Consider the following 20011-nt stretch of genomic DNA (forward strand, 5'->3'; position numbering starts at 1 on the left):
AAGCCACCCAACCGCTGCCTTCAGTTATTTCGCAGATTTCCCTGTAATGTAACCAAGCAACGCGCTCACAATGGTGGTGAGCAAGCCAAGCGCCAGTTTCCCTTCATCAGTTGCAAGGCTTTTTTGGATGATGATCTAGGCACAAAGCAAAACAACGATGATGATAACGGCACTGGTCAGGCCGTGCAGGAGGAGTTCTTTGGTGCGCAGGTGTTTGGCGTCGGCTTCTTTGAGACGGATTTCCGATTCGCGCTTGAGCGGGTCGTCGGTATTAACGGTAATAGAAAGCTGATGATCTGCCCGATTGGCCAGTTCGTTGAGGTCAAGGTTCGTATTCGCCATTCATCAAACCGAAGGCGCGCTCAAATCCCGATGATTTCGGTGGCAAGTTGCTGGTCTTTTTCCGCAATGCCGAACTTTTTGCCCTGACGTTTCGCGTCCACTGCGACCTCCATCAGTGCAATCGCTTTGCGTAACACATCGCTTTTGGTGCCGCCGATATTGCCAGCGAGATTTTCAAGTAAGGTGTTCAACTCCGGTGAAATATCGAGACTCAAGCGGACTTTCGTCCTTTCTAGATCAGAAGTTATTGTTTTAGCCATGAGAAAGGAAATCTGAAATTTTACCCGGTGTTTGTATTTCTACGTCTTACTCGTTTCCGGGTCAGTAGGCAGACGCAGCGAAAAACCATTTCGCATCTTTGTGTGCGGATTTTTCGCACGGATAATACTGAAAATCTACGCAAAAGATCAACACACTAACCTGATAAATTAAATATGCGCCGACGACGTTTTCTCAACTACACAAAATCCGCCAGCTTAGGTCTAGCGCTCTCTATGAAAGCGCCAGCTTTTATCCGCCAGGACAGCCAACGCCCGCAACTCCTCTGCGGCGTGCAAAGCGGCGACGTCAGCGCAAACAGCGCTGTCATTTGGAGCCGAGCCGACCGTCCCGCGCGGATGCTGGTCGAATACGCCACGACCGAATCCTTCCAAAACGCGCAACGCCTGACCAGCCCCGCTGCGCTTGAAATCAGCGATTTCACTGCCCGTGTAGACCTAACCGGCCTACCCGTTGGACAACGGATTTTCTACCGTGTCCGTTTTCAGGATTTGGCTGAAAGCCGTGCGCTGAGTGAGGCAGTCACAGGCAGTTTCAATACGCCCGCGACAACCAAGCGTGATGTGAAACTGGTTTGGGGTGGCGATGTCTGCGGGCAGGGTTGGGGCATCAATCCTGATTTCGGCGGCATGAAAATCTATGAAGCGATGCGCCAGTGGCAGCCTGATCTGTTCATTCATTCGGGCGACACAATCTACGCCGACAACGTGATTCAGGCCGAAGTCAAACTCGATGACGGTTCGCTCTGGAAGAACCTGACGACGCCGGAAAAATCCAAGGTCGCTGAGACGCTGGCAGAGTTTCACGGCAACCAGCGCTACAATTTTCTGGCTGAAAGCTTTCGCCGCTTCAATGCCGCCGTGCCGATGCTGGCGCAGTGGGACGATCACGAAGTTCGCAACAATTGGTTTCCGGGGCAAATCCTCGATGACCCGAAATACGTGGTCAAAAGCGTAGACCTGCTGGCGGCGCGGGCCAAACGTGCCTTTCTGGATTACATGCCAATGCGCTTTGATCCGGCTGATCCTGAGCGCGTGTATCGCGCCTACAACCACGGCCCGCTGCTCGACGTGCTGCTGCTGGATGAGCGCAGCTATCGCGCGGCCAATGGCCCGAACCGGCAACCAGCGCAGAACGACGAAACGGTTTTCCTGGGCAGCGCGCAGATGAATTGGATCAAGCGACGTTTGCTGGCTTCGCGCGCAACTTGGAAGGTGATTGCCAGCGATATGCCCATCGGCTTGGTCGTCGGCGATGGCACGCGCAACGGGCAGCCCAATTTTGAAGCCTTCGCCAACGGCAATGGCCCGGCGCTGGGGCGCGAGTTGGAAGTGGCCGAATTGCTGCGCTTCATCAAACAGCGCAAGATCAAGAACGTGATTTGGGTGACGGCGGATGTGCATTACGCGGCGGCGCATTATTACGATCCGGCCAAAGCGCAATTCACCGACTTCAATCCGTTTTGGGAATTCGTCGCGGGGCCGCTCAACGCCGGCACGTTTGGGCCTGCCGCGTTGGATGACACCTTTGGCCCGCAGGTCAAATTCACCGGCATTCCCAAAGGCATGCGGCCGAATCGTTCGCCCAAGGACGGCTTTCAGTTTTTCGGCGGCATCAAGATTGATGGCAAGACCGAAGCAATGACGGTGAGCTTGCACGACATCGCGGGCAAGCAGTTATACAGCATTGAACTGGCGGCGCAACGTTGAATTTCAAATTTGAGATTTGGGATTTGCACTGCGGGATTGCAGATCAAAAGGAAAGCAAAGATGACCGAACTGAATGGGCATATCAAACTAATCGTACTGGTGACAACCGTCGCGCTGGCGGTAATCGCTCTTCGACTACCACGCGACGTTTGGGCCTGGGGCCACGTCGGCCACGAATTAGCAGGCCGTGCGGCGGCGATCAAACTGCCTGTCGACATGCCTAAGTTCTTCCGCAAGGAAGTTGACCAGTTGAGCTATCTCAACCCGGAGCCGGATCGTTGGCGCGCGCGCGATGAATCGAATATTGATCGCGGCATGGACAGCGCTGCCGCGCCCGACCATTTCATTGACCTGGAATTGGTGCCGGCGACGGCGCTGAACGCGGTCAATCGTTACGATTTCACCGCCGAGTTGTTGAAGGCTGGGAAAAAGCCCGTCAATGTGGGCTTCGTGCCGTATCGCATGCTCGAACTCTTCCAGACCATGCGCATCGAGTTCCGCTTGTGGCGCGCCGAAAAGGACGCGCGCAAACGCCGCTGGATCGAAGCGCGCATTCTGAATGACGCAGGCATCCTGGGCCATTACGTCACCGACGCCGCCAATCCGCACCACACGACGATTCATTACAACGGCTGGTCGGGCGACAATCCGCAAGGCTATACCGTCTTCACCAGCGAACCGAACAAAGGCATTCACTATCGCTTTGAAGACGTTTATCTGGAATCGCACATCAAGCTGAACGACGTCTTGCCGTTGATTGCCGTCGAGGCCCGCGTAATCGAAAAACCGCGCGAAGCGATTTGGGAACACCTCCGCAACTCGAATAAGCTGGTCGAACAGCTTTATATTTTGGACAAGCAGGAAGCCTTCAGCGCGACGACTGCGGGTGCCGAGCACAAGAAATTTATCAGCGAGCGCCTGGCCGCAGGCGCGCAGATGTTGCGCGATCTGTGGTGGACGGCCTGGGTCACGAGCGACCCGAAATTGACGCCACCGGTGCCACCACGTCCGACCAATTGAATTCACTGGCCAATTGAATTTATTGAGGGCTGCTATGAAACATCCCGCTGTGTTAGACCGCCGCCGCGCCGCGCTGGCGGTCATTGATCTGCAAGAAGCCTTTCGTCCGATGATCGCCGGGTTTGGCGAGTTGGCGCAGCGCATCGCCGTGACTGTGCAAGCTTGCCGTGTGTTGGACGTGCCGATCATCGTGACCGAACAATATCCCAAAGGCTTGGGCCGCACTGTCGCTGAAGTCGCCGAGCACCTGCCCGCCGGAACCGTGCCGCTGGAGAAGCAGACCTTTTCAGCTTGTGGCGTGCAGGAATTCGATGTGCAACTGCGCGAACACCACGCCGAACAGGTCATCGTCTGCGGCATCGAAGCGCACATCTGCGTCAGCCAGACGGCGCACGATTTATTGCAACTCGGCTATCAGGTGCATTTGCTCTGTGATGCCGTGGCGGCGCGCTTGCCGCACAACCGCGAAGTCGCCATTCAAAAACTCATCGGCAACGGCGCGATCATTTCTTCGATAGAGATGGCGCTGTTTGAACTATGCGGCGGCGCGGACACGCCCGAATTCAAACAGGTGCAGCAGTTGGTGAAAGGCTTGCAATAGATGCGTGAAACGACAATCGAACAGTTTGAATGGCTGGAAACCAAGACTGAATACCGCGAAATCCGCCCGTCGAAACACGGCGAGGAATTGCGCTGGCTGGTCAACCGCGAAACGATCCGGCAACGCGCGACTGGCGCGACCGTCACGCGCTCGCACCTGCGCCACCCCGGCATTTGCGTGATGGTTCCCTTCACCGACGCAGACCACATCGTGCTGATGCGGCAATACCGCTACGCCGCGAATGAGTATCTGTGGGAACTCTCGGCGGGCACGCTGGCGGGGCGCGAAGAGAACGGTCGCATGATCTCCACCGAAACACCGGAGGAATGCGCGCGGCGTGAATTGCTGGAGGAAACCGGCTACGAGGCGCGCGACTGGCAGAAAGTCTGTGAATGTTACGCTATGCCGGGCAGCAGCGATGAGTTGATTCACCTTTTCTTTGCGCGTGGCCTGACGCAGCGCGAGCAGGCGTTGGATGTCGGCGAAATCATCAGCGAGATTCGCGCATTCAGTGCGGCGGAGTTGCGCGGGATGATCGCGCGCGGCGAGATTCGGGACGCGAAGACGTTGGTGGGATTGTTTTATGCGCTGTCAGGTACAGCAGGCTGCTAGCCTGCTGCCACCTTGCGGAGAGAGGCTTGTGCGAATTCATTTCATCTTCCATTCAACGGCAGCAGGCTAGCAGCCTGCTGTACTGCGGCAAACTGTCTCGGCCAAATGAATCTGTTCAGCGAGCAAGCGGCGTAATCAAAAATGTATTGCCGCTTTCACTGACAGATTCCCCGCTGGAGGTTACCCGTTATGTCGCTGCTGCTTTCGTTGCTGTTTTATCTGGCCGTCGCCGTTGCCGTCATTCTGGTCGCCGGCACGCTCATCACCTTTCTGGTCGAGCGCAGCCCATATCACCAACAATTTGTGCAGGGCCGCGTGCCCACGCCCGCACCGCAAGGGTTTTATCCGGGTATGGCGCACGTCCTGTTCGACAAACCCGTGCCCTGGCTTGGTAAATCGTTCGATAGCGCGGGGCAATTGGGCTTCAACATTTTCACGCCGCTGGGCGCGCGCATCCTCAAGCTTTTCTCGCCGCTTTACCGGCGCTTCAGCCGCAACGCTGACGGAAATACCAACGCGTATTACTTCAAAACTCGCACTGGTCAGGGCAAGAAGGACGCGCAGACCGAAGTCATCAAGCTTGATTACGACGCGCCCGAAAACCCGCTGTTCATTCGCATCATCCTGGACGAGATCGTCGAGCTTGCGCCGCAGCAATACCTGGGCAAAATTCACGTGAAGCTGCTGCCCGGCTTTTATGTGACCATCGGTTATTTCGGCTTGCGGAAACAGTGATCGTTACAAGAGGCAACAAGTTTCACCTCTCATCCCTCATCCCTTACCTTGCAGTCGTTCTCTGTCGAGCCGCATCAGCGTCGCCGTGCTTTTCGCCACCAGCGTGCCGTCATCAAGCGTGATCGTCACTTCGCAATAGGCCAGCGTTTTGCCCAGATTGACGATGCGGGCGTCAGCAATGATGTCGCGGTCTTTGACGGCTTTGAAGAAATTAATGCGCTGTTCGACGGTCGTGGCGAGTTGATCGGGCAAGACCAGCGTCATCAGCGCGTGCGCGGCAGCGGAATCGGCCAGCGCGTAAATCGCGCCACCGTGCAACGAAGCCGGTTGCAGCAATTCCTCGCGAAAGGGCAGTTTCATTTGCGCCCAGCCCGCGCCCGCGTCCAACAGTTCGATACCCATAAACCGCAGGAATGAAACGCGCGCCGAGGCGGCTTTTAACAGTTCGAATTCTTTGTTCACTGGCTTATTGCTCATTGGTGATGATGGGATTATCCTCCCAGCCGATTTCGTATACGCTCACAAACATTACGCCGCAATCTTCCCCCTGAAACCGCCCACGACGCAACAGGAACACGCGATGAATCAACCGGATCGTTCGCAACCCGTGCGCCACTTGCTGGCCCAGGAAAAACACGGCTTACTTTCGACGCTTTCACGCAAAGCCCAAGGCTGGCCGTTTGGTTCGCTGGCTCCTTTCGCACTGACCACGCGCGACGAGCCATTGCTGCTGTTGAGTCAGTTGGCCGAACACACGCAAAATATATTGGCCGACCCGCGCGTTAGCTTGTTCGTGCAGGAGGCGGCGGCACTGGCTAATCCGCAGGCAGGGGCGCGGGCAACGTTGCTGTGCACGGCGGAATTGGTAGCCGAACCCGAAGTCGAGGTGGCACGCCAAACGTATCTGCAACGCTTCCCCGAAGCGGCTTCCCTGTTTCAAATGGGTGACTTCCGGCTGTTCAAATTGAAGGTTGAACGGGTGCGCTTCATTCGCGGATTTGGCGAAATGTATTGGCTGAGCGGCGCGGAATTGTGAGGTAGAAGGACTGAACCAAAGCGCCCAGTGGCGCGTAACAAAGGCTATGCAAAGACGAGTTCATGACGGGTTTCAATTTCTGTTGCTGGCGTCCGGCTTGACGGTCGTTTTGTCATTCATTCCGGGCGCGGACTGGCTGGCCTATCCGTTCCGGCTCTTCGTCACCTTCATTCACGAAGGTGGACACGCCTTGCTGGCGCTGCTGACGGGCGGCTGGGTGACGGGGCTGCGCATCCATCTGGACGCGAGCGGCGAGACCTTTTCGACTGGCGGCGTGCCGCTCATCATCGCCAGCGCGGGTTATCTGGCCAGCACCGTTTATGGCGCGAGCCTGTTGGCGCTATGCCGCGATGGCCGGCACGCCAAAGCCGTGTTGACGCTGACGGCGGCGGCGGTCTTGGGGCTAACGCTGTTCTTTGCCAAAGGGATGCTCAGTTTACTGACCGGCATCGGGCTGGCCATTGCGCTGGTGTTTTGCGCCATAGCGCTAGCCGAACGCGCGGCGCATTTCTTCCTGAGCTTTCTGGCGATTCAATGCTGTTTGAATGCGCTCTTCGATCTACGCACGCTCTTTCTGATTTCGGCAGCCAGCGATACACCCAGCGACGCCTTTAATATGCAACGCATGACGGACGTCCCAGCGGTGGTCTGGGCGGTGATGTGGCTGGTCGGCTCGCTATGCGTGCTCTGGGTGGCCTTGCGCAGCTTTGGCAACCCCTATCCAAAGGCGCGCACGGTGACGCGGCGACGGCGGGCCGTGGTCAACCCTTAATTTTTTGCCTGATTGCGCACGGGTTTGGTCACACGCGGGCCTGTAGTATATTTGGAACCGTCTTGAGAGGCGGTCGTTACATTGACCGGTGAGCCAGCAATCCCGCGACCCTCAAGAACGACCTAAACCAAGGAGCACAAGTTTTATGAAGCAGAGACATCAACGCACACAGCGTCAACGCCAGGCGGGCTTTTCGCTGATCGAATTATTGATCGTGGTGGCGATCATCGGGATTCTGGCTGCGGTGGCGCTGCCGAAACTGCAAGCGAATCTCAAGCTGGGCCGCGAGACGGCAGCCATCTCTTCGCTGCGCACGATTCATACTGCCCAGGCGCAATACAACGCGATGAAAGGCAAGTTTGGCACTTTGAAAGAACTGGAAGGTGCGGGGCTGGTCGGCGCCAACTTCGCCAGCGGCCAGCCGGTCAGCCAATATCGCTACACGTCAACGGAGGCCGAAGCGGACAAGTATTGCATCCAGGCCACGCGGATCAGCCCCGGCGCCGCCGATCACGATTACAATGTGATCGAAGACGGCACCATCCGCGCACTCGAATCAAAGACGGTCAACGCCTTGCCGCACGGTGAAGGTGTGCCGATTTCGGATAGCGCCAATACGGCTGCGCAACCTGCACCCGCCGCTGGAGCGAAGTAGTCGTCTCGCATCTCTCTGAAAAGCAAAGCAGGCAAGCGATTCGTAAGGATGGCTTGCCTGCTTTGTATTTTTGGACTGTCAGTTTAGCAAATATACAGCAGGCTGGCGGCCTGCTGGTCGGTTGCCATCAGACCAACTGGCTTCCATTGGTTGACTGCTTTAGCCCGCAGCAAGCTGGCAGCTTGCTGTACCATGCCTAAAATTCACACGCTTTACTGCCGCAAAACCTGCACCTATAATCCGTTCTTACTTCCGCAACCGCTTCAGAAAGCGGGCATCCAAAGATTGCAGTTATGAGGAGTTACTATGGATAAGCATCGCTGGTTAAGCGCCTGCGTGATCGTGGCACTGGCCTTATTGGTTGGGTGGAGCGCGGTTTCAGCGCAGCAAGGCTCGGCATCTCAAACCAGACCCCAAACCAAACCGCAGACGACCAAGCCGGGTGAAAAACCTAAGGCGGGCGAACAGCCGAATGAGCAAGATCAGGGGCCAGGGACGATCACTTCGCGCACTGTCAACGTGCGCCTGCCCGTCGCCGTTACCGAAGGCAAGACCAGCCGTTTCATTACTGATTTGAAGCAGAGCGACTTCGAAATCTTTGAGGACAAGGCCAAACAGGAGATCGTCTCTTTTCAGGCGCTCAGCGATTTGCCGCTGGATGTGGCGATCCTGATGGACACCTCGAACAGCGTCAAACCGAAGCTGAAATTTGAGAAGGACGCCGCCGTCTCTTTCCTGCAAACGATGCTGACCTCGCGCAAAGACCGCGCGCTCTTTGCCACCTTCGATTCCGAAGTCGAATTGCAGCAGGATTTCACTAACCGGTTGGACTTGCTGACCCAGGCGATTGACAAGGTCAAAGCCCAAGGCGAAACGCGCATGTACGACGCGATTTACAGCGTTTGCGAAGAGAAGATGTTCGCCATCCAGGGCCGCCGCCGCGCGATGGTCATCATCACCGACGGCGAAGACACCGTCAGCGAACGTGCTTTGAAAGACGCGATTGATATTGCCCAGCGTTCTGAAACCGTCATTTTTGTGATCAGCACAAAATCCGGCGGCTTCTTCGGCGTCGAGGCGGGCACGGTGGATAACAAAGAAGACAAGGTGCTCAAGCAATTGGCCGAAGACACTGGCGGGCGGGCATTCTTCACTTCCAAAGTTCTCGAACTGGAGAAGAGCTTTTCGGCCATTGCCAAGGAATTGCGCAGCCAGTATCAGGTCAGCTACAGCCCGACGAATGAAGTCTTTGACAACAAGTTCCGCAAGATCGAAGTGAAATTACCGAATTACAAGGACTACCGCATCCGCACGAAGAGCGGCTATAACGCGGTGCCGCCGCGGCAAACCAGCACTGAAACAGGCATTAAACAGTGATTCGCAATAACTGGCGAGTACCTGACCGAAGCGGCGACGCGCGCCGCGTTCCACCACCCGGCTTCGGCAACCTCCAAGATAGCAGGAAAAGATGAGGGAGTTTATGACACAACGAATTCGCATCGCTTGGTTGCTTTGTGCCGTAGTGGTGGCGGCGCTCGCCGGGCTGACGCCGCACACCGGATGGCAACCAGTCGCGGCACAGCAGAAAAAAGAGCAGAAGAAAGACCAGAAAAAAGGCGACGAAAAACAGCAACCGAAAAAGAAAGACGACGAGATCGAGACCATCCGCGTCGGCACGCAACTGGTCAACGTGCTCTTTGCCGCACAGGACAAACAGAACCGCTACATCAACGATGTCGCCCAGGAAGAAATCACCGTGCTCGAAGACGGTAAGCCGCAGCAAATTTTCACCTTCAAACGCGAATTCGATCTGCCGCTGACGATGGCGATTCTGGTGGATGTGAGCGGCAGCGAACGATTCATGCTGCCGGTGTTGAAAGACGCCGGCTCGCGCTTTATCAATTCCGTCATCCGCCCGAACAAAGACACCGCCGCGATTATCAAATTCGAAGGCGAACCGACCCTGATGCAAGGACTGACTTCGAATGCTGCGCGTTTACGCAAAGGACTGGAAGAGATCGCCTTTATTGCAGGGCCTCCGCCCAGTGTTTTTGGTGGTGCGACGCCGCCCATCAATGGCGGTTCGCGGCAGGGCGGGACTTCGATGTATGACGCGATCATTGCGACCAGCGCCGACCTGCTGGCCAAAGAACCCGGGCGCAAGACGATCATCCTGATTACTGACGGTGAAGACACTACCAGCCGTATGAAAATCGGCGATGCGATTGACGAAGCTTTGCGCGCCGAAGTCGTCATTTATGCCATCGGCATCGGTGATGAAGGTGTCAACGAAGGCGTGCTCAAACGCATCTGCGAAGCCACCGGCGGGCGCGTCGCAGTACCCAAAGGCAATCGCGATCTGGATCAGGCCTTCACACAACTCGAACAGGATTTGCGCCAGCAATACCTGCTGGCGTATGAGCCAACCAACGAGGCGCCCGATGGCGCCTTCCGCAAAATCGAAATCCGCTTGCCGAACCGCAAGGACATTCGCATTCGCCACCGCAAAGGTTATTACGCGCCAAAAGGCTGATGCTCAGTGGCCGATAGTCGGTAGCCGGTAATCGGCAAGCTGCTTGCTTACGCCACTGGCTACCGGCCACTGATCGCCGATGAGAACGCCCGCACATACTCCCAAACTCCAAACTGAAACTCATCATTGGCTGGGCGACGTGTATCTTTGGCTGCCGCTGGCCCTGGCTTCGTGGTGGCTGGCGTATGTGTTGCGCGATCCATTCATCACGGATTGGGACGGCTTCGATTACACCGTGCTTTCGGTGCAGGGGTTGCCCTCGGCATTAGGACTAGGGCGGGCGTTGTTTCTTGGTTACAATCACTGGCTTTGGAAACTGGCGGAACGCTTTTGGGGCTTGCCCGCCGCGCAGGCGTATTTGCTGTTGCGTTACGGCGTAATTGTCCAGGCGGGCCTGGCGACGATGGGTTTCTATGCGCTCTACAAAGAGCTTTCGGCCCGACGGCTGGCCGCACTGATCGCCACATTGCTGATGGCGGGGTCGCCTTACTATTTGATTTACAGCGGACGCGGGATGAGTGAGATACCGGCCTTTGTTTGGCTGAGTTGGTCACTGTGGTGGTTGGTGAAGAGCGCGCGGTTGGGGTGTGATAATCAGTTTTTGCTGGCGGCGGCGTTTTTGGGTGCCAGCGCGAACCTGCGCGAGTTCGCGGTCTTTTACTTTCCGCTGATCGTGCTGGCAGGCCGTTGGTATCGGCTTAGTTGGTGGCGCTGCTTAGCGGCGTTGGGATTGGCTGGGCTGGCTGCGTTGGCGGGGATGATTTTCTGGTCGCTTTACGACACGGACAACTATCTGCGCGCGGTGATCAACTGGTACACGCTGAGCGCTAACGAACGCGCCGTGCATCCGGTCACTGCCAAGAATCTCTGGTTCGTCGCCAAGTTTGCCTTTGATTGTTCATGCGTCACAGCCTTAACGAGTGTCTTGGGTCTAATCAGCTTGTGTACAAGCAAAAAGCATTTTGTATTGCTGGGGCTGGGGCTGTGCGGACTGGGGACAGATTTGCTCTTGCTGTTGAATCACGATCTACCGGTCAATCCGCGCTATCTGCTTACCGGTTTGCCAGGGCTGGCGGCGGTCAGCGGCTGGATGCTGGCGGAATTCGCGCGCACGCAACAATGGCGGGCGCTGCCGCTCCTGCTCGGCCTGCTCGTGCTGACCAAAGGCACGTATAACCGTTTGGCAAAAGAACTTTACGATCACCAATGGGGCGCGCGGGCAGCACAGCATTATATTCAAAAAATCACTGATCTGCCCTGGCACGCCGCGTTTATCGTGGGAGCGCGCACGCCGTTGATTCAGTTTTATAACGGCGTGCGCGCGCATCCGCATTGGGCGGTAATTGCGCCGGGCGCGCCCTGGCCGGATGAAAAACTGGGCGAGCGCATTGATGATTTGATCATGGCGGGGCGCGCGGTTTACGTGGATTTCGACCCGGAACTTTGGCAATTGGGGACGCGCTCCATTAGCCGCGAAGGCGCGGGACTGGAAATGATTCGGCGTGAATTTGAATTGGAATCGGTGCGCGAACAACTTTACCGCATCGTCAGGCGGCGCACGGCAGAGCATTTATTGGCGCGGAATATGCTGGGAACTTTCGGCCCGATAGGGCGTGTGTGTTCGCAGTCCAATGTGAAAGACCAAGAACAGCGCGAGGTTGGTGAGCAAGTCAGATCTGGCTTTATAGTTTCTGCACGAGTTCGTCCTCGCCGGGGTCTTTAGCAGTAGCGACAAACCGAGTGGCTATTCGCCAAAGAACATTAACGGGGAACTGAGGATTTGTGATTCCGTCTCAGTTCCCCGTTATGTTTTTCGATTCAACCGCAAAGCACCGAGCCGCCGTTGACGTTCAAAATCTCGCCCGTAACGTGTCGCGCCAAATCCGAAGCGAGAAAGAGGATTGAATTGGCTATGTCCTCCGCTGTCGCAACGCGGCGCAACGGGATTGCCTCAAGAATTTTTTGCAATTGGGCCGAATCCGTTTGTAAAGCCGAAGCTGCCATTTCGGTATCTACCCAACCTGGCGCGACACAATTGACCCGCACATTCAACGGCCCAAGTTCCACCGCCAATGATTTGGTCAGGCTGATGACAGCCCCTTTCGAGGCGGCGTAATCCGAGTGAAAAGCTTCGCCGCGCTGGCCTGCGGTGGAGCTGACAATGACGATATTGCCGCGCCGTTGTTGAGCAAAGAGGCGCGTGGCAGCTTGGCAAAGGTAATACACGCCGTTGACATTGATGCGCATGGTTTTATCCCATTGTGCGTGACTCAGATCGGCGATGGCATGTTCTGTGGGCGGCCAGATACCGTGGTTGGCGACCAGCACATCCAACCGGCCAAACCGGGCGAGTGCCTGATTAATCAACGCTTCTGCTTCACTGGCCTGCGAAACGTCCGCTTGTACCAGCAAAGCTTCCGCACCTGCGCGTTGAACTTGTTCCGCCACAGATTGCGCAGCCGCCTGCTTGGCGTGATAGTTGATGACCACAGCGGCGGCCCCAGCTTCAGCAAACCGCACTGCTGCTGCAGCCCCGATGCCGCGTGAAGCCCCGCTGATTATCACTACTTGATTGGCGCAAGAAAGCATTCCGCTTGTCCTCCAGGAAAAATGAACCGCTCGCCACGCTTGGTCGTAAAAGGGCGCGGGCTGGCGCAAAGCAGCGCCACACCCAATCCCGAGTTCAAATCGAAGCAAGCATTGGAAGTGTTATACTGTGCGCACTTTGCAAGCCGCAATGGAACCTACAAACTTGAGATTGCTGGAGGAGCCAAAATGTTTTGCCCAAATTGTGGTCTGGAAAATGCGAAGGGTCAGAAATTCTGCCGTCGCTGTGGCGCCAATTTAGTGGCCTTCGATCTGGCGCAGAATTTTATCCAGGAAGTGGCGACAGGTCAGGCTACCAAGCAGGTAGAACCCAATAACATTCTGAAGATCACCGCGCTCATCAGCATTCTCGGCTTTCTCTTCACCACCATCGGGGCACTCCTTCTCAGCGTGATGCAATATGAATATCATGCTGGAGGCCCGCCACTGGGTTTGTTCATGGCGCTGTTTGGCTACGGATCAATTGTGCTGATTTGTCGGCGCTTGCTGAAATTGCTGGAAGCGAACCGAAATGAAGTAAAACCCTATGTTGTGCAAGCCGCCATACAAGCGCCTGTGGCTCAACCTTACACGCCCCCAAACCTGCCCAGTCAAACCAATCGTAACCTTGGGGCGGCACCGATTTATCACAGCATTACCGAGCAAGAGACACAGCAATTCGAGGCCGAACGGCGTGCTAATTCCTGATTATGGCAAGGCGGTTTTCTTGAGCGAAGCCTTGAGGTTGATCTGTTGCCCGGCTTTAAGGCGAATTTTGCGACTCCACTCTTCATGTCCATCGGCCAACACACTGACTTTATGTTCACCTGGCGCAAGCCTGACGGTTTGCGGTGTAAACCCTGAAAACTGCCCATCCAAATAAACCTTGGCGCGCGTGTCACTTTTCAAGCTCAGCCCCCCGGTATTGCGATTGATTGCAGCCTCTGACTGGGCATTCCGCAACTCAGCGCCAAATGAGGTATTTTCGCCAAACCCCTGCCGAAGTTTGGCGAAGAGCTTGAAGAAAAGCTCCGTGATCGTTCCGCTTTCAGTATTGCTGTTTGGTTTAGTTTTGGATTCTTCGACCTTGTTTTCAGCAATGCCTTTAGGTTTAGCCTTAGCTTCTTCAACCTTATGAGGGCTTGGTTCAAAACTAGGACGCCCTGCTTTGCCGGGTTTAAGTGCTTCACGTTCGACCCCCGTCTTGGTCGCTGAAATCCCACGCATAACTCCGCTCCAATTGATACCCCGCGCCACAACGATGATCAAAAACAGAAGAAACGCACTAAGCATCAGCCGCATTACGCGCCGAACTCCTTGCAGCACTTTGTTACCTGGGTTGGCAGGCTGCGCTTCGACTTCATTCAAGTTTTTTGCCATTGCCGCCCCTGTGCGCAATTCCGCGCGGCAATGCGTGCAATAAGAATGACCATGGCCATTTTCAATTTGACATCTTGGACACTGCATACACTACACCTCTGAACCGTAACAGCCTGGGGCGGGCTGAGCTGATCAATAATGCGTCCTCAAATAACCGGGTAAACGTAACAGCCAGGTGTTTCACCGTATTCAAAAAATGATTCGGTAGACACCTAGGCGACTCGCGAGAAATCGCGGCAACTCGATTTCTCGCATTTTGCGGCACTGGGAGAGAATACGTATGCGGCACGTGGGATGAATACTGACGGCTAGGTGGGATGCCGATAAGGCCGTCTCTGCGGCGCGTATAATCGCATACGTTGCGATTGCCGCAAAGCAAGAAATCACGGCCAACCTTGCAACTTCACAAAACTGGCCAAATCGGTTACATGCTAACTTTTGCTCACTTCCCCACGCTGTCCATAATCATTGTTTACTTGAGGATAATTTTACTTATGCGTAAGAAGTTTGAATCACACTTGAATCGGCTCGCGAAAGTTACAGAATCAATTTCTGTACTGTATTTGCTCGCAACTGCATTATTGTTAATCGTACTAGGGAGTGTCGCCTGCTCTAACTCTTCAACAACTTCATCCCCTCCTACAACAAGCCCAGCTACCACGTCCAAGGCAACCAGTTCCTCTGTTATTTTGCCTGCCGACGTCACAGAGAAAACACAAAATCCGTTGCCTGATAAAGCCGCTGCCGCCGCAGGAATGCCTCTATATCAGGCTAACTGTGCTCTTTGCCATGGTGATACAGGGGCGGGCGATGGCCCTGCGAGTGCGTCTTTTGACCCTAAACCGACCCATTTGGCGAAAGACGATGTGATAAACGATCCTGATGGGGAACTGTTTTTGGTATTGAAAAAGGGCAAAGGCAAAATGCCCGCAATGAAAAAGATGACCGATGAGCAGATGTGGCAAGTTGTTGCTTATGTCCGAACGTTGGCCAAACAATAATGCCGTAGCTCTGTCACTAGCAATGGTGGCAACAGACTTAAGGGCCTTCGAAAAACCTTCGATATTGTCAGCTATCAAATTTGGGGTCCAACTTCCTTCACCATGTATGGCTGTGTAAACAGGGCAATCTTCAACGCTGACGTCTACAAAGATTGGATCACCACAGAGAGCTTTGCACCCAATGACAATCCAATTCCGTTGCCAACTCCCGGCTGCATCATTGACCACTGAATTACCGCCTGGGCCAATCGGGTAGCCCACCTGGGCCTCTTTCAGTTCTTCTGGCTGGTAAATGTGTATCCCCGTATAGCCAAAACTGACCGACCTATATGTAAGCCACACCAGAATGTCGGGTAACTTTCTGCGATTGACCCGTAATGGCCGAATCCGCAAAATTTCAAACCCGACATCTTGGTGTGGCGCTTCTATAGCTGAGGTAACCCTTAATGCCAGTTCACATTTCATGGTTCAATGGATTATCTCAAGATGAAATTGTTTTCGTCCTACTTCAACTTGCTTACAACGGGTGTTTCCTTCATCAGCTTATAAATCGGATACGTCTTCCCCTTCTCCAAATACGCATCCAGAAAATTCCAATTCACAAAGCCGTTGTCGCTCTCCGCTTCGAGCAGATAAAACGCCAGTGGAGCCAGTGACTGAGTCGTCCGCACCAAAATTGCGCCAGCGGGAAAGGTGAGCGTTTCCGGCTTCGCGCTGCCTTTCAGCGTGATTTGCTGGTGGCCCTGGAAGGCGCGGCCCACTTTGTTGACCTGCTCAATGGCGAAGCTTTCGACTTCGGCGGTCAGCGGTTCGGTCAGCTCTTCGACGGCGATGCCGTGGGCGAGCAGTTTGGCGAGGATGGTTTGCAGGCCCGCTTCGTTGCGGAACAGATAGGCGCGCGGGACGGCGGCGCTTTTGGTCGCGGCAAACAAACCGTAATCGAGCATCGGCGTCGGCGTGACTTTGTCTTCGAGCATCGCGGTCATGTCTTTGCCGTTGCGCGGATTCTTTTTCTTTTCGACTGCGCCAACCAGGATGTTGACGGGTTTGTCGAGCGCCTTGATTTCAAAGGCGACACCCTGTTGGCCCAGCTTGCCGCGCACGGCGTCATCGTCGGCGCGTTTGGTCAGCGCGGCGATTTCGGCGGCGTGCAACGCGGAGTATTTGAAAATCTCTTCGACAAAGGCTTCGGTCACGGCGATGCGGCCTTTGAAATCGAGGTAGCTGTATGCTTCAGACAGGATCGTCATGCGATTGCGCAACCCCGCGTAGTTGTTACCGAACATCGGGCGATGATCGAAGGTGCGCCAGACTTTGGTATCGGTCGCTTGGGTGGACGGTTGCGCCTCACGGCCCGCGCGTTGAATTTCAAAGTTGTCCAACTCGCGGTTCAGCCGCTCTTTCGTCGCAAAGTTGCCGTAATAGTAAGTGCGAAACTTGTGCTGCCGTAGCAGCGTGCGCGTGATCGCGGGCAGCATTTTGTTGCGCTCAAACGCAATCAGCCGCGCGTCGGCATTCGGGTTGAGCATCGGCGAATAGGTCAAATGATAACCGTGATAAGAACCGTTCGTGGTGTGCAAGTCTACGATCAAGTGCGGGTCCCAGCGGTTAAAGAGGCCAACCAGCGCGTTGGCTTCGGGCGTTTCCAGCTTCATGTAATCGCGGTTGAGGTCAAAGCTTTTGGCGTTTTCGCGCGTGCCGACGCCACCGATGGGACCATTCTGGGCGGTACGATTAGTGGGCGCGATTTTCTCGTTACCGTCGGCGTTGTAAATCGGCGCAATCAGGATGACCAGGCTGTTGAGCAAGGTCTTCAAATCGCCGAAGGCAAGGCGGCGCGACAGATGCAACATCGCCTCTTTGCCTTCGACTTCACCGGCGTGGATGTTGGCTTGGACGAAAACAACAGTCTTGCCGGATGCGCGGGCGTCGCGGGGTTGCGCGATGGGCGGATCGGCAAAAATCAGCAATGGCAGATCGCGGCCTTCTTCAGATTTGCCGAAGGATTCGACGCGCAAATTGGGCGTGCGTTTTTGCAATTCGCCGATGACGCGCATGACGTCTTCGTAGCGGCTGGTTTCTTCGTAATTGGTCAGTTCGGCGCGCGATTTCAGTTTGTCGTCTTGAATCTTGGGCATAGCTTGAATGAGCAGAGCGTTGAAAGAGAGCAGGCAGGCAAGTGCAAAAGCCTTTTTCATGGGGGCGAATCTCCAGGAATTGATAAAGAAGATTAGCCACAGAGGCACAGAGGCACAGAGGCACAGAGGCACAGAGGCACAGAGGCAGATGTTGGTATTTCCAATCTCGTTTTTTCTCAGTGCCTCAGTGCCTCTGTGGCTAATCTTCTTTGCTTTTCATCAAGAAGTCATTACGTAAATTTTGTAGCACCAACTCAATAGATAAATCACGAGCAGCGCATAGATGGTGCGATTGGTTGCGCGCGCGTGCAGCAACTGCTCCCACACGACGCGGCGATAGAGCAAATAGAACGCCAGCGGAATGCTCAGCGCCGTCAGGCAAAAAGCCAGAAAACCGAAGGGTTGCGCGACAAAGGAATGCAGCCATTGCCAGTGCGCCGCGTAAGCAAAGCTGGTCGTCAAGCCGCAACTCGGACAGGGAATTCCAGTCAGCGTCAAAAACGTGCAGGCGGGCAGGCCCAATTGTTCGTGCGTGCCGAAGCCGCGTGCGGATGGATGCAGATAGCGCGCAAGACCAAGTGTGGCAGTGGCGATGGCAATGACCACGCCATACTGGATTTGATCGGCGCGTGAGAACGGGCGCGCGGGCACGGCCTGCCACACGCAATCGAAAGGCAGCGAATTGACAGAGTGCGTTTCATTCATCCGTGAAAGACGCTCATCATGCCCGCGAAACCGATCAGCACGCCATAGAGCACGCCGATGCCGCAATAAATAATCGTCACCGCGATACCGCCGTAAAAGCCAAACTTCGCCAGCGTCTCACCTGCCCGTGGCGCTTGCCCGGCGCGGATGGCGTCGAGTTCCTGCTTGCCCAGAATCAGCGCGGGGATGCTCAGAAACGGGCCGCAGCCAATAAAGAAGCCCGCCAGCATCAGCACCAACGAAGCAATCGCGCGCCCGCTCGCCCCTGGCGGTTGTCCGCTGCTGGCGTAACTTTGCTGCAAGTTGGGCGCGGCGGCTGGATAACCTGATAACGGCGCTGGTTGCGCGCTTGGCCCTTGATAACCCGGATAAGGCAAATCTGCCGGCGGCTTTTGCGCCGAAGCTTGCCAGGGGTTGGGTGCGGCGGGCGGCGGCTGTCCGGCAGTTTGGGTGAAAGCGTGCGCGCAGTTACGGCAGAAGCGGGCATCGGCGGCGTTTTGGGTGCCACAGCGCGGGCAAAACATGGACGGATTCCTCCTGATTCGTAATTACAGGTGCCGGACTGCAAAGAAATAAAATCGCGCGCCGGTTCAATTGGTTTCGCGCCGCACATTGACGGCGGTCGCTTCTCCCAAATGCGCGGTCGTGTGTTCGGTTACGCTGGCCTGTGCATTTGCGGCGGGCAATTGCGCCACTTTGGCCGTATCAACAGCGCCAAATAATGGCTGTGGTTGCGGCGGCGCCAGCGGTTGGGCCAACGGTTGGGCCAACGGTTGGGCCAACCGTTGGGGTGGTTCTGCCTGCTCACGTTTCAATTCGACGATTCGCTTGCTTAGATAAACGCCATTGAAAATGAATCCCAGCCCGATGAACAACGGAATCAAACCAACTGCCCAGAGGCTGCGCAGGATTTCGGCTTGTGGCCCGCCCACGTTATTAGCCACGGCATCGAATAAAAAGCTGAAGAAAATGGTCAGCGCCAGACCTACGCTGCTGGTGATAACGCCGCCTTTGATCTCATCAATGCGTTTCTCTTCGGGCGTCTTTTTGCGTTTGCTGCGTTGCTCTTCCAACGCTTCTTCTTTCCAAACATCATTCCAGTCCATGCTGGCGCCGCCGCGCGACATCACGCCCTGAATGCGGCGCAAATTGATGCCGCACTGTTTGCAATACTTGATGCCTTGATCGGCCTGCGCACCGCATTGGGGACAAAACATAGCGTTTACTCCATTTTCCAGTTCGTCTTTTGTGCTGCCTGTTGGTTGGGCAAATGCCGCGTGTCATCTTCTGTGACACTGGGCGCGAAGTTGCTGACCGGCACAGCCCCATTGTTCGTCCGCCGCACGGGTTCCAATTCATCTGTGCGCGTGCCAGGCGGCAGCGCCGAGAACACCGGTTTAGGAGTTTGATTAAGCTGGGCCGTATTGGATGTGGGCGCAGGCGTCGGTATGAATTCAGGCTGTGGCGCAGGCACCGTATACGCACCGTGGTTGGTAGTATTCACCAGATGCCGCCAACTCAGCACTTTGGACAAGCCAATCGCAAACAGCAACAGCCCCACAAACCCAAAGAAGCCGAGGCCGGAATGTCCGAACGAGAGAATGAACTTGAGAATGTTGTAGGCCAAAAACGCGCCCCCGACCAGCAACATCTTCATCCCTTTGGCATACTCGCGTTGCCGCTCCAATTCGTAAGAGATGTTGGGATGCGGCAAATAAGGTTGGTGGTGTGGCAAGTGCCCAGTGGGCGTAATTCCCGGCGGAGCAGGATTCACAGGTAAAGCGCCTTGCAACGATTGCGACACGGCGGCCAGATTGGTGCCGCAGACGGTGCAAAAACGCCGCTCTCCCTGATTCAATCCACATTTCGGACAGAACATCCGGCCTCCTGAAGCTTCCCCACGTTCG

The 20011-nt window shown here is 55.6% G+C and carries 22 protein-coding genes and 1 pseudogene; 13 read left to right on the forward strand and 10 right to left on the reverse strand.

Annotated features, from left to right (window positions below; genetic code table 11):
* Window positions 1–135: 135 nt before the first annotated feature.
* Both HY011_03570 and HY011_03575 read right to left on the reverse strand, forming a co-directional pair.
* Window positions 136–342, reverse strand: coding sequence for a hypothetical protein (locus tag HY011_03570; protein ID MBI3421992.1), 207 nt, complete (start codon window positions 340–342; stop codon window positions 136–138).
* 20 nt (window positions 343–362) lie between these two features.
* Window positions 363–602 (reverse strand): DNA-binding protein, encoded by a 240-nt coding sequence (locus HY011_03575; protein ID MBI3421993.1) that lies wholly within the window; start codon window positions 600–602, stop codon window positions 363–365.
* Window positions 603–776: 174 nt separating this feature from the next.
* Between HY011_03575 and HY011_03580 the strand changes: the two genes are divergently transcribed.
* The 5 genes from HY011_03580 to HY011_03600 all read left to right on the forward strand — a co-directional run bounded on the left by HY011_03580 (window position 777) and on the right by HY011_03600 (window position 5298).
* Entirely contained in the window at window positions 777–2330 is a 1554-nt protein-coding gene (locus tag HY011_03580) for an alkaline phosphatase D family protein (GenBank protein ID MBI3421994.1), read from the forward strand.
* 60 nt (window positions 2331–2390) lie between these two features.
* The gene (locus HY011_03585) at window positions 2391–3350 is read left to right on the forward strand and encodes a nuclease (protein ID MBI3421995.1); all 960 of its coding nucleotides are present in this window, start codon (window positions 2391–2393) and stop codon (window positions 3348–3350) included.
* Window positions 3351–3384: 34 nt separating this feature from the next.
* A complete protein-coding gene (locus HY011_03590) occupies window positions 3385–3951 on the forward strand; it encodes an isochorismatase family protein (GenBank protein MBI3421996.1) in 567 nt (188 codons plus the stop codon).
* Window positions 3952–4563 (forward strand): NUDIX hydrolase, encoded by a 612-nt coding sequence (locus HY011_03595; protein ID MBI3421997.1) that lies wholly within the window; start codon window positions 3952–3954, stop codon window positions 4561–4563. It abuts the gene before it with no gap.
* Between the two features lie 189 nt (window positions 4564–4752).
* Window positions 4753–5298 carry a hypothetical protein gene (locus tag HY011_03600; protein MBI3421998.1) on the forward strand — a complete coding sequence of 182 codons (546 nt, stop codon included), beginning with the start codon at window positions 4753–4755 and terminating at the stop codon, window positions 5296–5298.
* A 36-nt stretch (window positions 5299–5334) separates the two neighbouring features.
* Here the strand turns inward: HY011_03600 and HY011_03605 are convergent, their stop codons facing one another.
* Window positions 5335–5760 carry a PaaI family thioesterase gene (locus HY011_03605; protein MBI3421999.1) on the reverse strand — a complete coding sequence of 142 codons (426 nt, stop codon included), beginning with the start codon at window positions 5758–5760 and terminating at the stop codon, window positions 5335–5337.
* Window positions 5761–5878: 118 nt separating this feature from the next.
* Here HY011_03605 and HY011_03610 point away from each other — a divergent pair, with 118 nt between their 5' ends.
* From HY011_03610 to HY011_03635, 6 genes and pseudogenes are all read left to right on the forward strand, one after another.
* The gene (locus tag HY011_03610; protein MBI3422000.1) at window positions 5879–6334 is read left to right on the forward strand and encodes a pyridoxamine 5'-phosphate oxidase family protein; all 456 of its coding nucleotides are present in this window, start codon (window positions 5879–5881) and stop codon (window positions 6332–6334) included.
* Between the two features lie 46 nt (window positions 6335–6380).
* Window positions 6381–7106 carry a M50 family metallopeptidase gene (locus HY011_03615; protein ID MBI3422001.1) on the forward strand — a complete coding sequence of 242 codons (726 nt, stop codon included), beginning with the start codon at window positions 6381–6383 and terminating at the stop codon, window positions 7104–7106.
* A gap of 145 nt (window positions 7107–7251) precedes the next feature.
* Window positions 7252–7362: pseudogene (locus HY011_03620) on the forward strand (prepilin-type N-terminal cleavage/methylation domain-containing protein).
* A gap of 705 nt (window positions 7363–8067) precedes the next feature.
* A complete protein-coding gene (locus tag HY011_03625; protein MBI3422002.1) occupies window positions 8068–9138 on the forward strand; it encodes a VWA domain-containing protein in 1071 nt (356 codons plus the stop codon).
* Window positions 9139–9241: 103 nt separating this feature from the next.
* On the forward strand, window positions 9242–10294 hold the full coding sequence (locus tag HY011_03630) for a VWA domain-containing protein (protein MBI3422003.1): 1053 nt from the start codon (window positions 9242–9244) through the stop codon (window positions 10292–10294).
* Window positions 10295–10373: 79 nt separating this feature from the next.
* A complete protein-coding gene (locus HY011_03635; protein ID MBI3422004.1) occupies window positions 10374–12017 on the forward strand; it encodes a hypothetical protein in 1644 nt (547 codons plus the stop codon).
* Window positions 12018–12112: 95 nt separating this feature from the next.
* Here the strand turns inward: HY011_03635 and HY011_03640 are convergent, their stop codons facing one another.
* Window positions 12113–12883: an SDR family oxidoreductase gene (locus HY011_03640; protein MBI3422005.1), complete on the reverse strand. Its 771-nt coding sequence runs from the start codon at window positions 12881–12883 to the stop codon at window positions 12113–12115.
* A gap of 21 nt (window positions 12884–12904) precedes the next feature.
* Between HY011_03640 and HY011_03645 the strand changes: the two genes are divergently transcribed.
* Window positions 12905–13588 (forward strand): zinc-ribbon domain-containing protein, encoded by a 684-nt coding sequence (locus tag HY011_03645; GenBank protein MBI3422006.1) that lies wholly within the window; start codon window positions 12905–12907, stop codon window positions 13586–13588.
* Here HY011_03645 and HY011_03650 read toward each other — a convergent pair whose 3' ends face one another.
* Window positions 13589–14260 carry a PEGA domain-containing protein gene (locus tag HY011_03650; GenBank protein ID MBI3422007.1) on the reverse strand — a complete coding sequence of 224 codons (672 nt, stop codon included), beginning with the start codon at window positions 14258–14260 and terminating at the stop codon, window positions 13589–13591. It lies immediately after the preceding gene.
* Window positions 14261–14754: 494 nt separating this feature from the next.
* On the opposite strand from HY011_03650, the gene HY011_03655 reads away from it, so the two are divergent.
* Window positions 14755–15261, forward strand: coding sequence for a cytochrome c (locus tag HY011_03655; protein MBI3422008.1), 507 nt, complete (start codon window positions 14755–14757; stop codon window positions 15259–15261).
* 503 nt (window positions 15262–15764) lie between these two features.
* Here the strand turns inward: HY011_03655 and HY011_03660 are convergent.
* The 5 genes from HY011_03660 to HY011_03680 all read right to left on the reverse strand — a co-directional run bounded on the left by HY011_03660 (window position 15765) and on the right by HY011_03680 (window position 19983).
* Window positions 15765–17459 carry a M14 family metallopeptidase gene (locus HY011_03660; protein MBI3422009.1) on the reverse strand — a complete coding sequence of 565 codons (1695 nt, stop codon included), beginning with the start codon at window positions 17457–17459 and terminating at the stop codon, window positions 15765–15767.
* Between the two features lie 159 nt (window positions 17460–17618).
* On the reverse strand, window positions 17619–18104 hold the full coding sequence (locus HY011_03665; GenBank protein MBI3422010.1) for a DUF2752 domain-containing protein: 486 nt from the start codon (window positions 18102–18104) through the stop codon (window positions 17619–17621).
* A complete protein-coding gene (locus tag HY011_03670) occupies window positions 18101–18628 on the reverse strand; it encodes a zinc-ribbon domain-containing protein (protein ID MBI3422011.1) in 528 nt (175 codons plus the stop codon). Before HY011_03670 ends, HY011_03665 begins: the two co-directional genes overlap by 4 nt.
* Before the next feature lie 66 nt (window positions 18629–18694).
* A complete protein-coding gene (locus HY011_03675) occupies window positions 18695–19321 on the reverse strand; it encodes a zinc ribbon domain-containing protein (GenBank protein MBI3422012.1) in 627 nt (208 codons plus the stop codon).
* 5 nt (window positions 19322–19326) lie between these two features.
* A complete protein-coding gene (locus HY011_03680; protein ID MBI3422013.1) occupies window positions 19327–19983 on the reverse strand; it encodes a zinc ribbon domain-containing protein in 657 nt (218 codons plus the stop codon).
* Window positions 19984–20011: the final 28 nt, after the last annotated feature.

Source organism: Acidobacteriota bacterium (genome assembly GCA_016196035.1).
In the GTDB taxonomy this organism is placed as follows: Bacteria; Acidobacteriota; Blastocatellia; order RBC074; family RBC074; genus JACPYM01.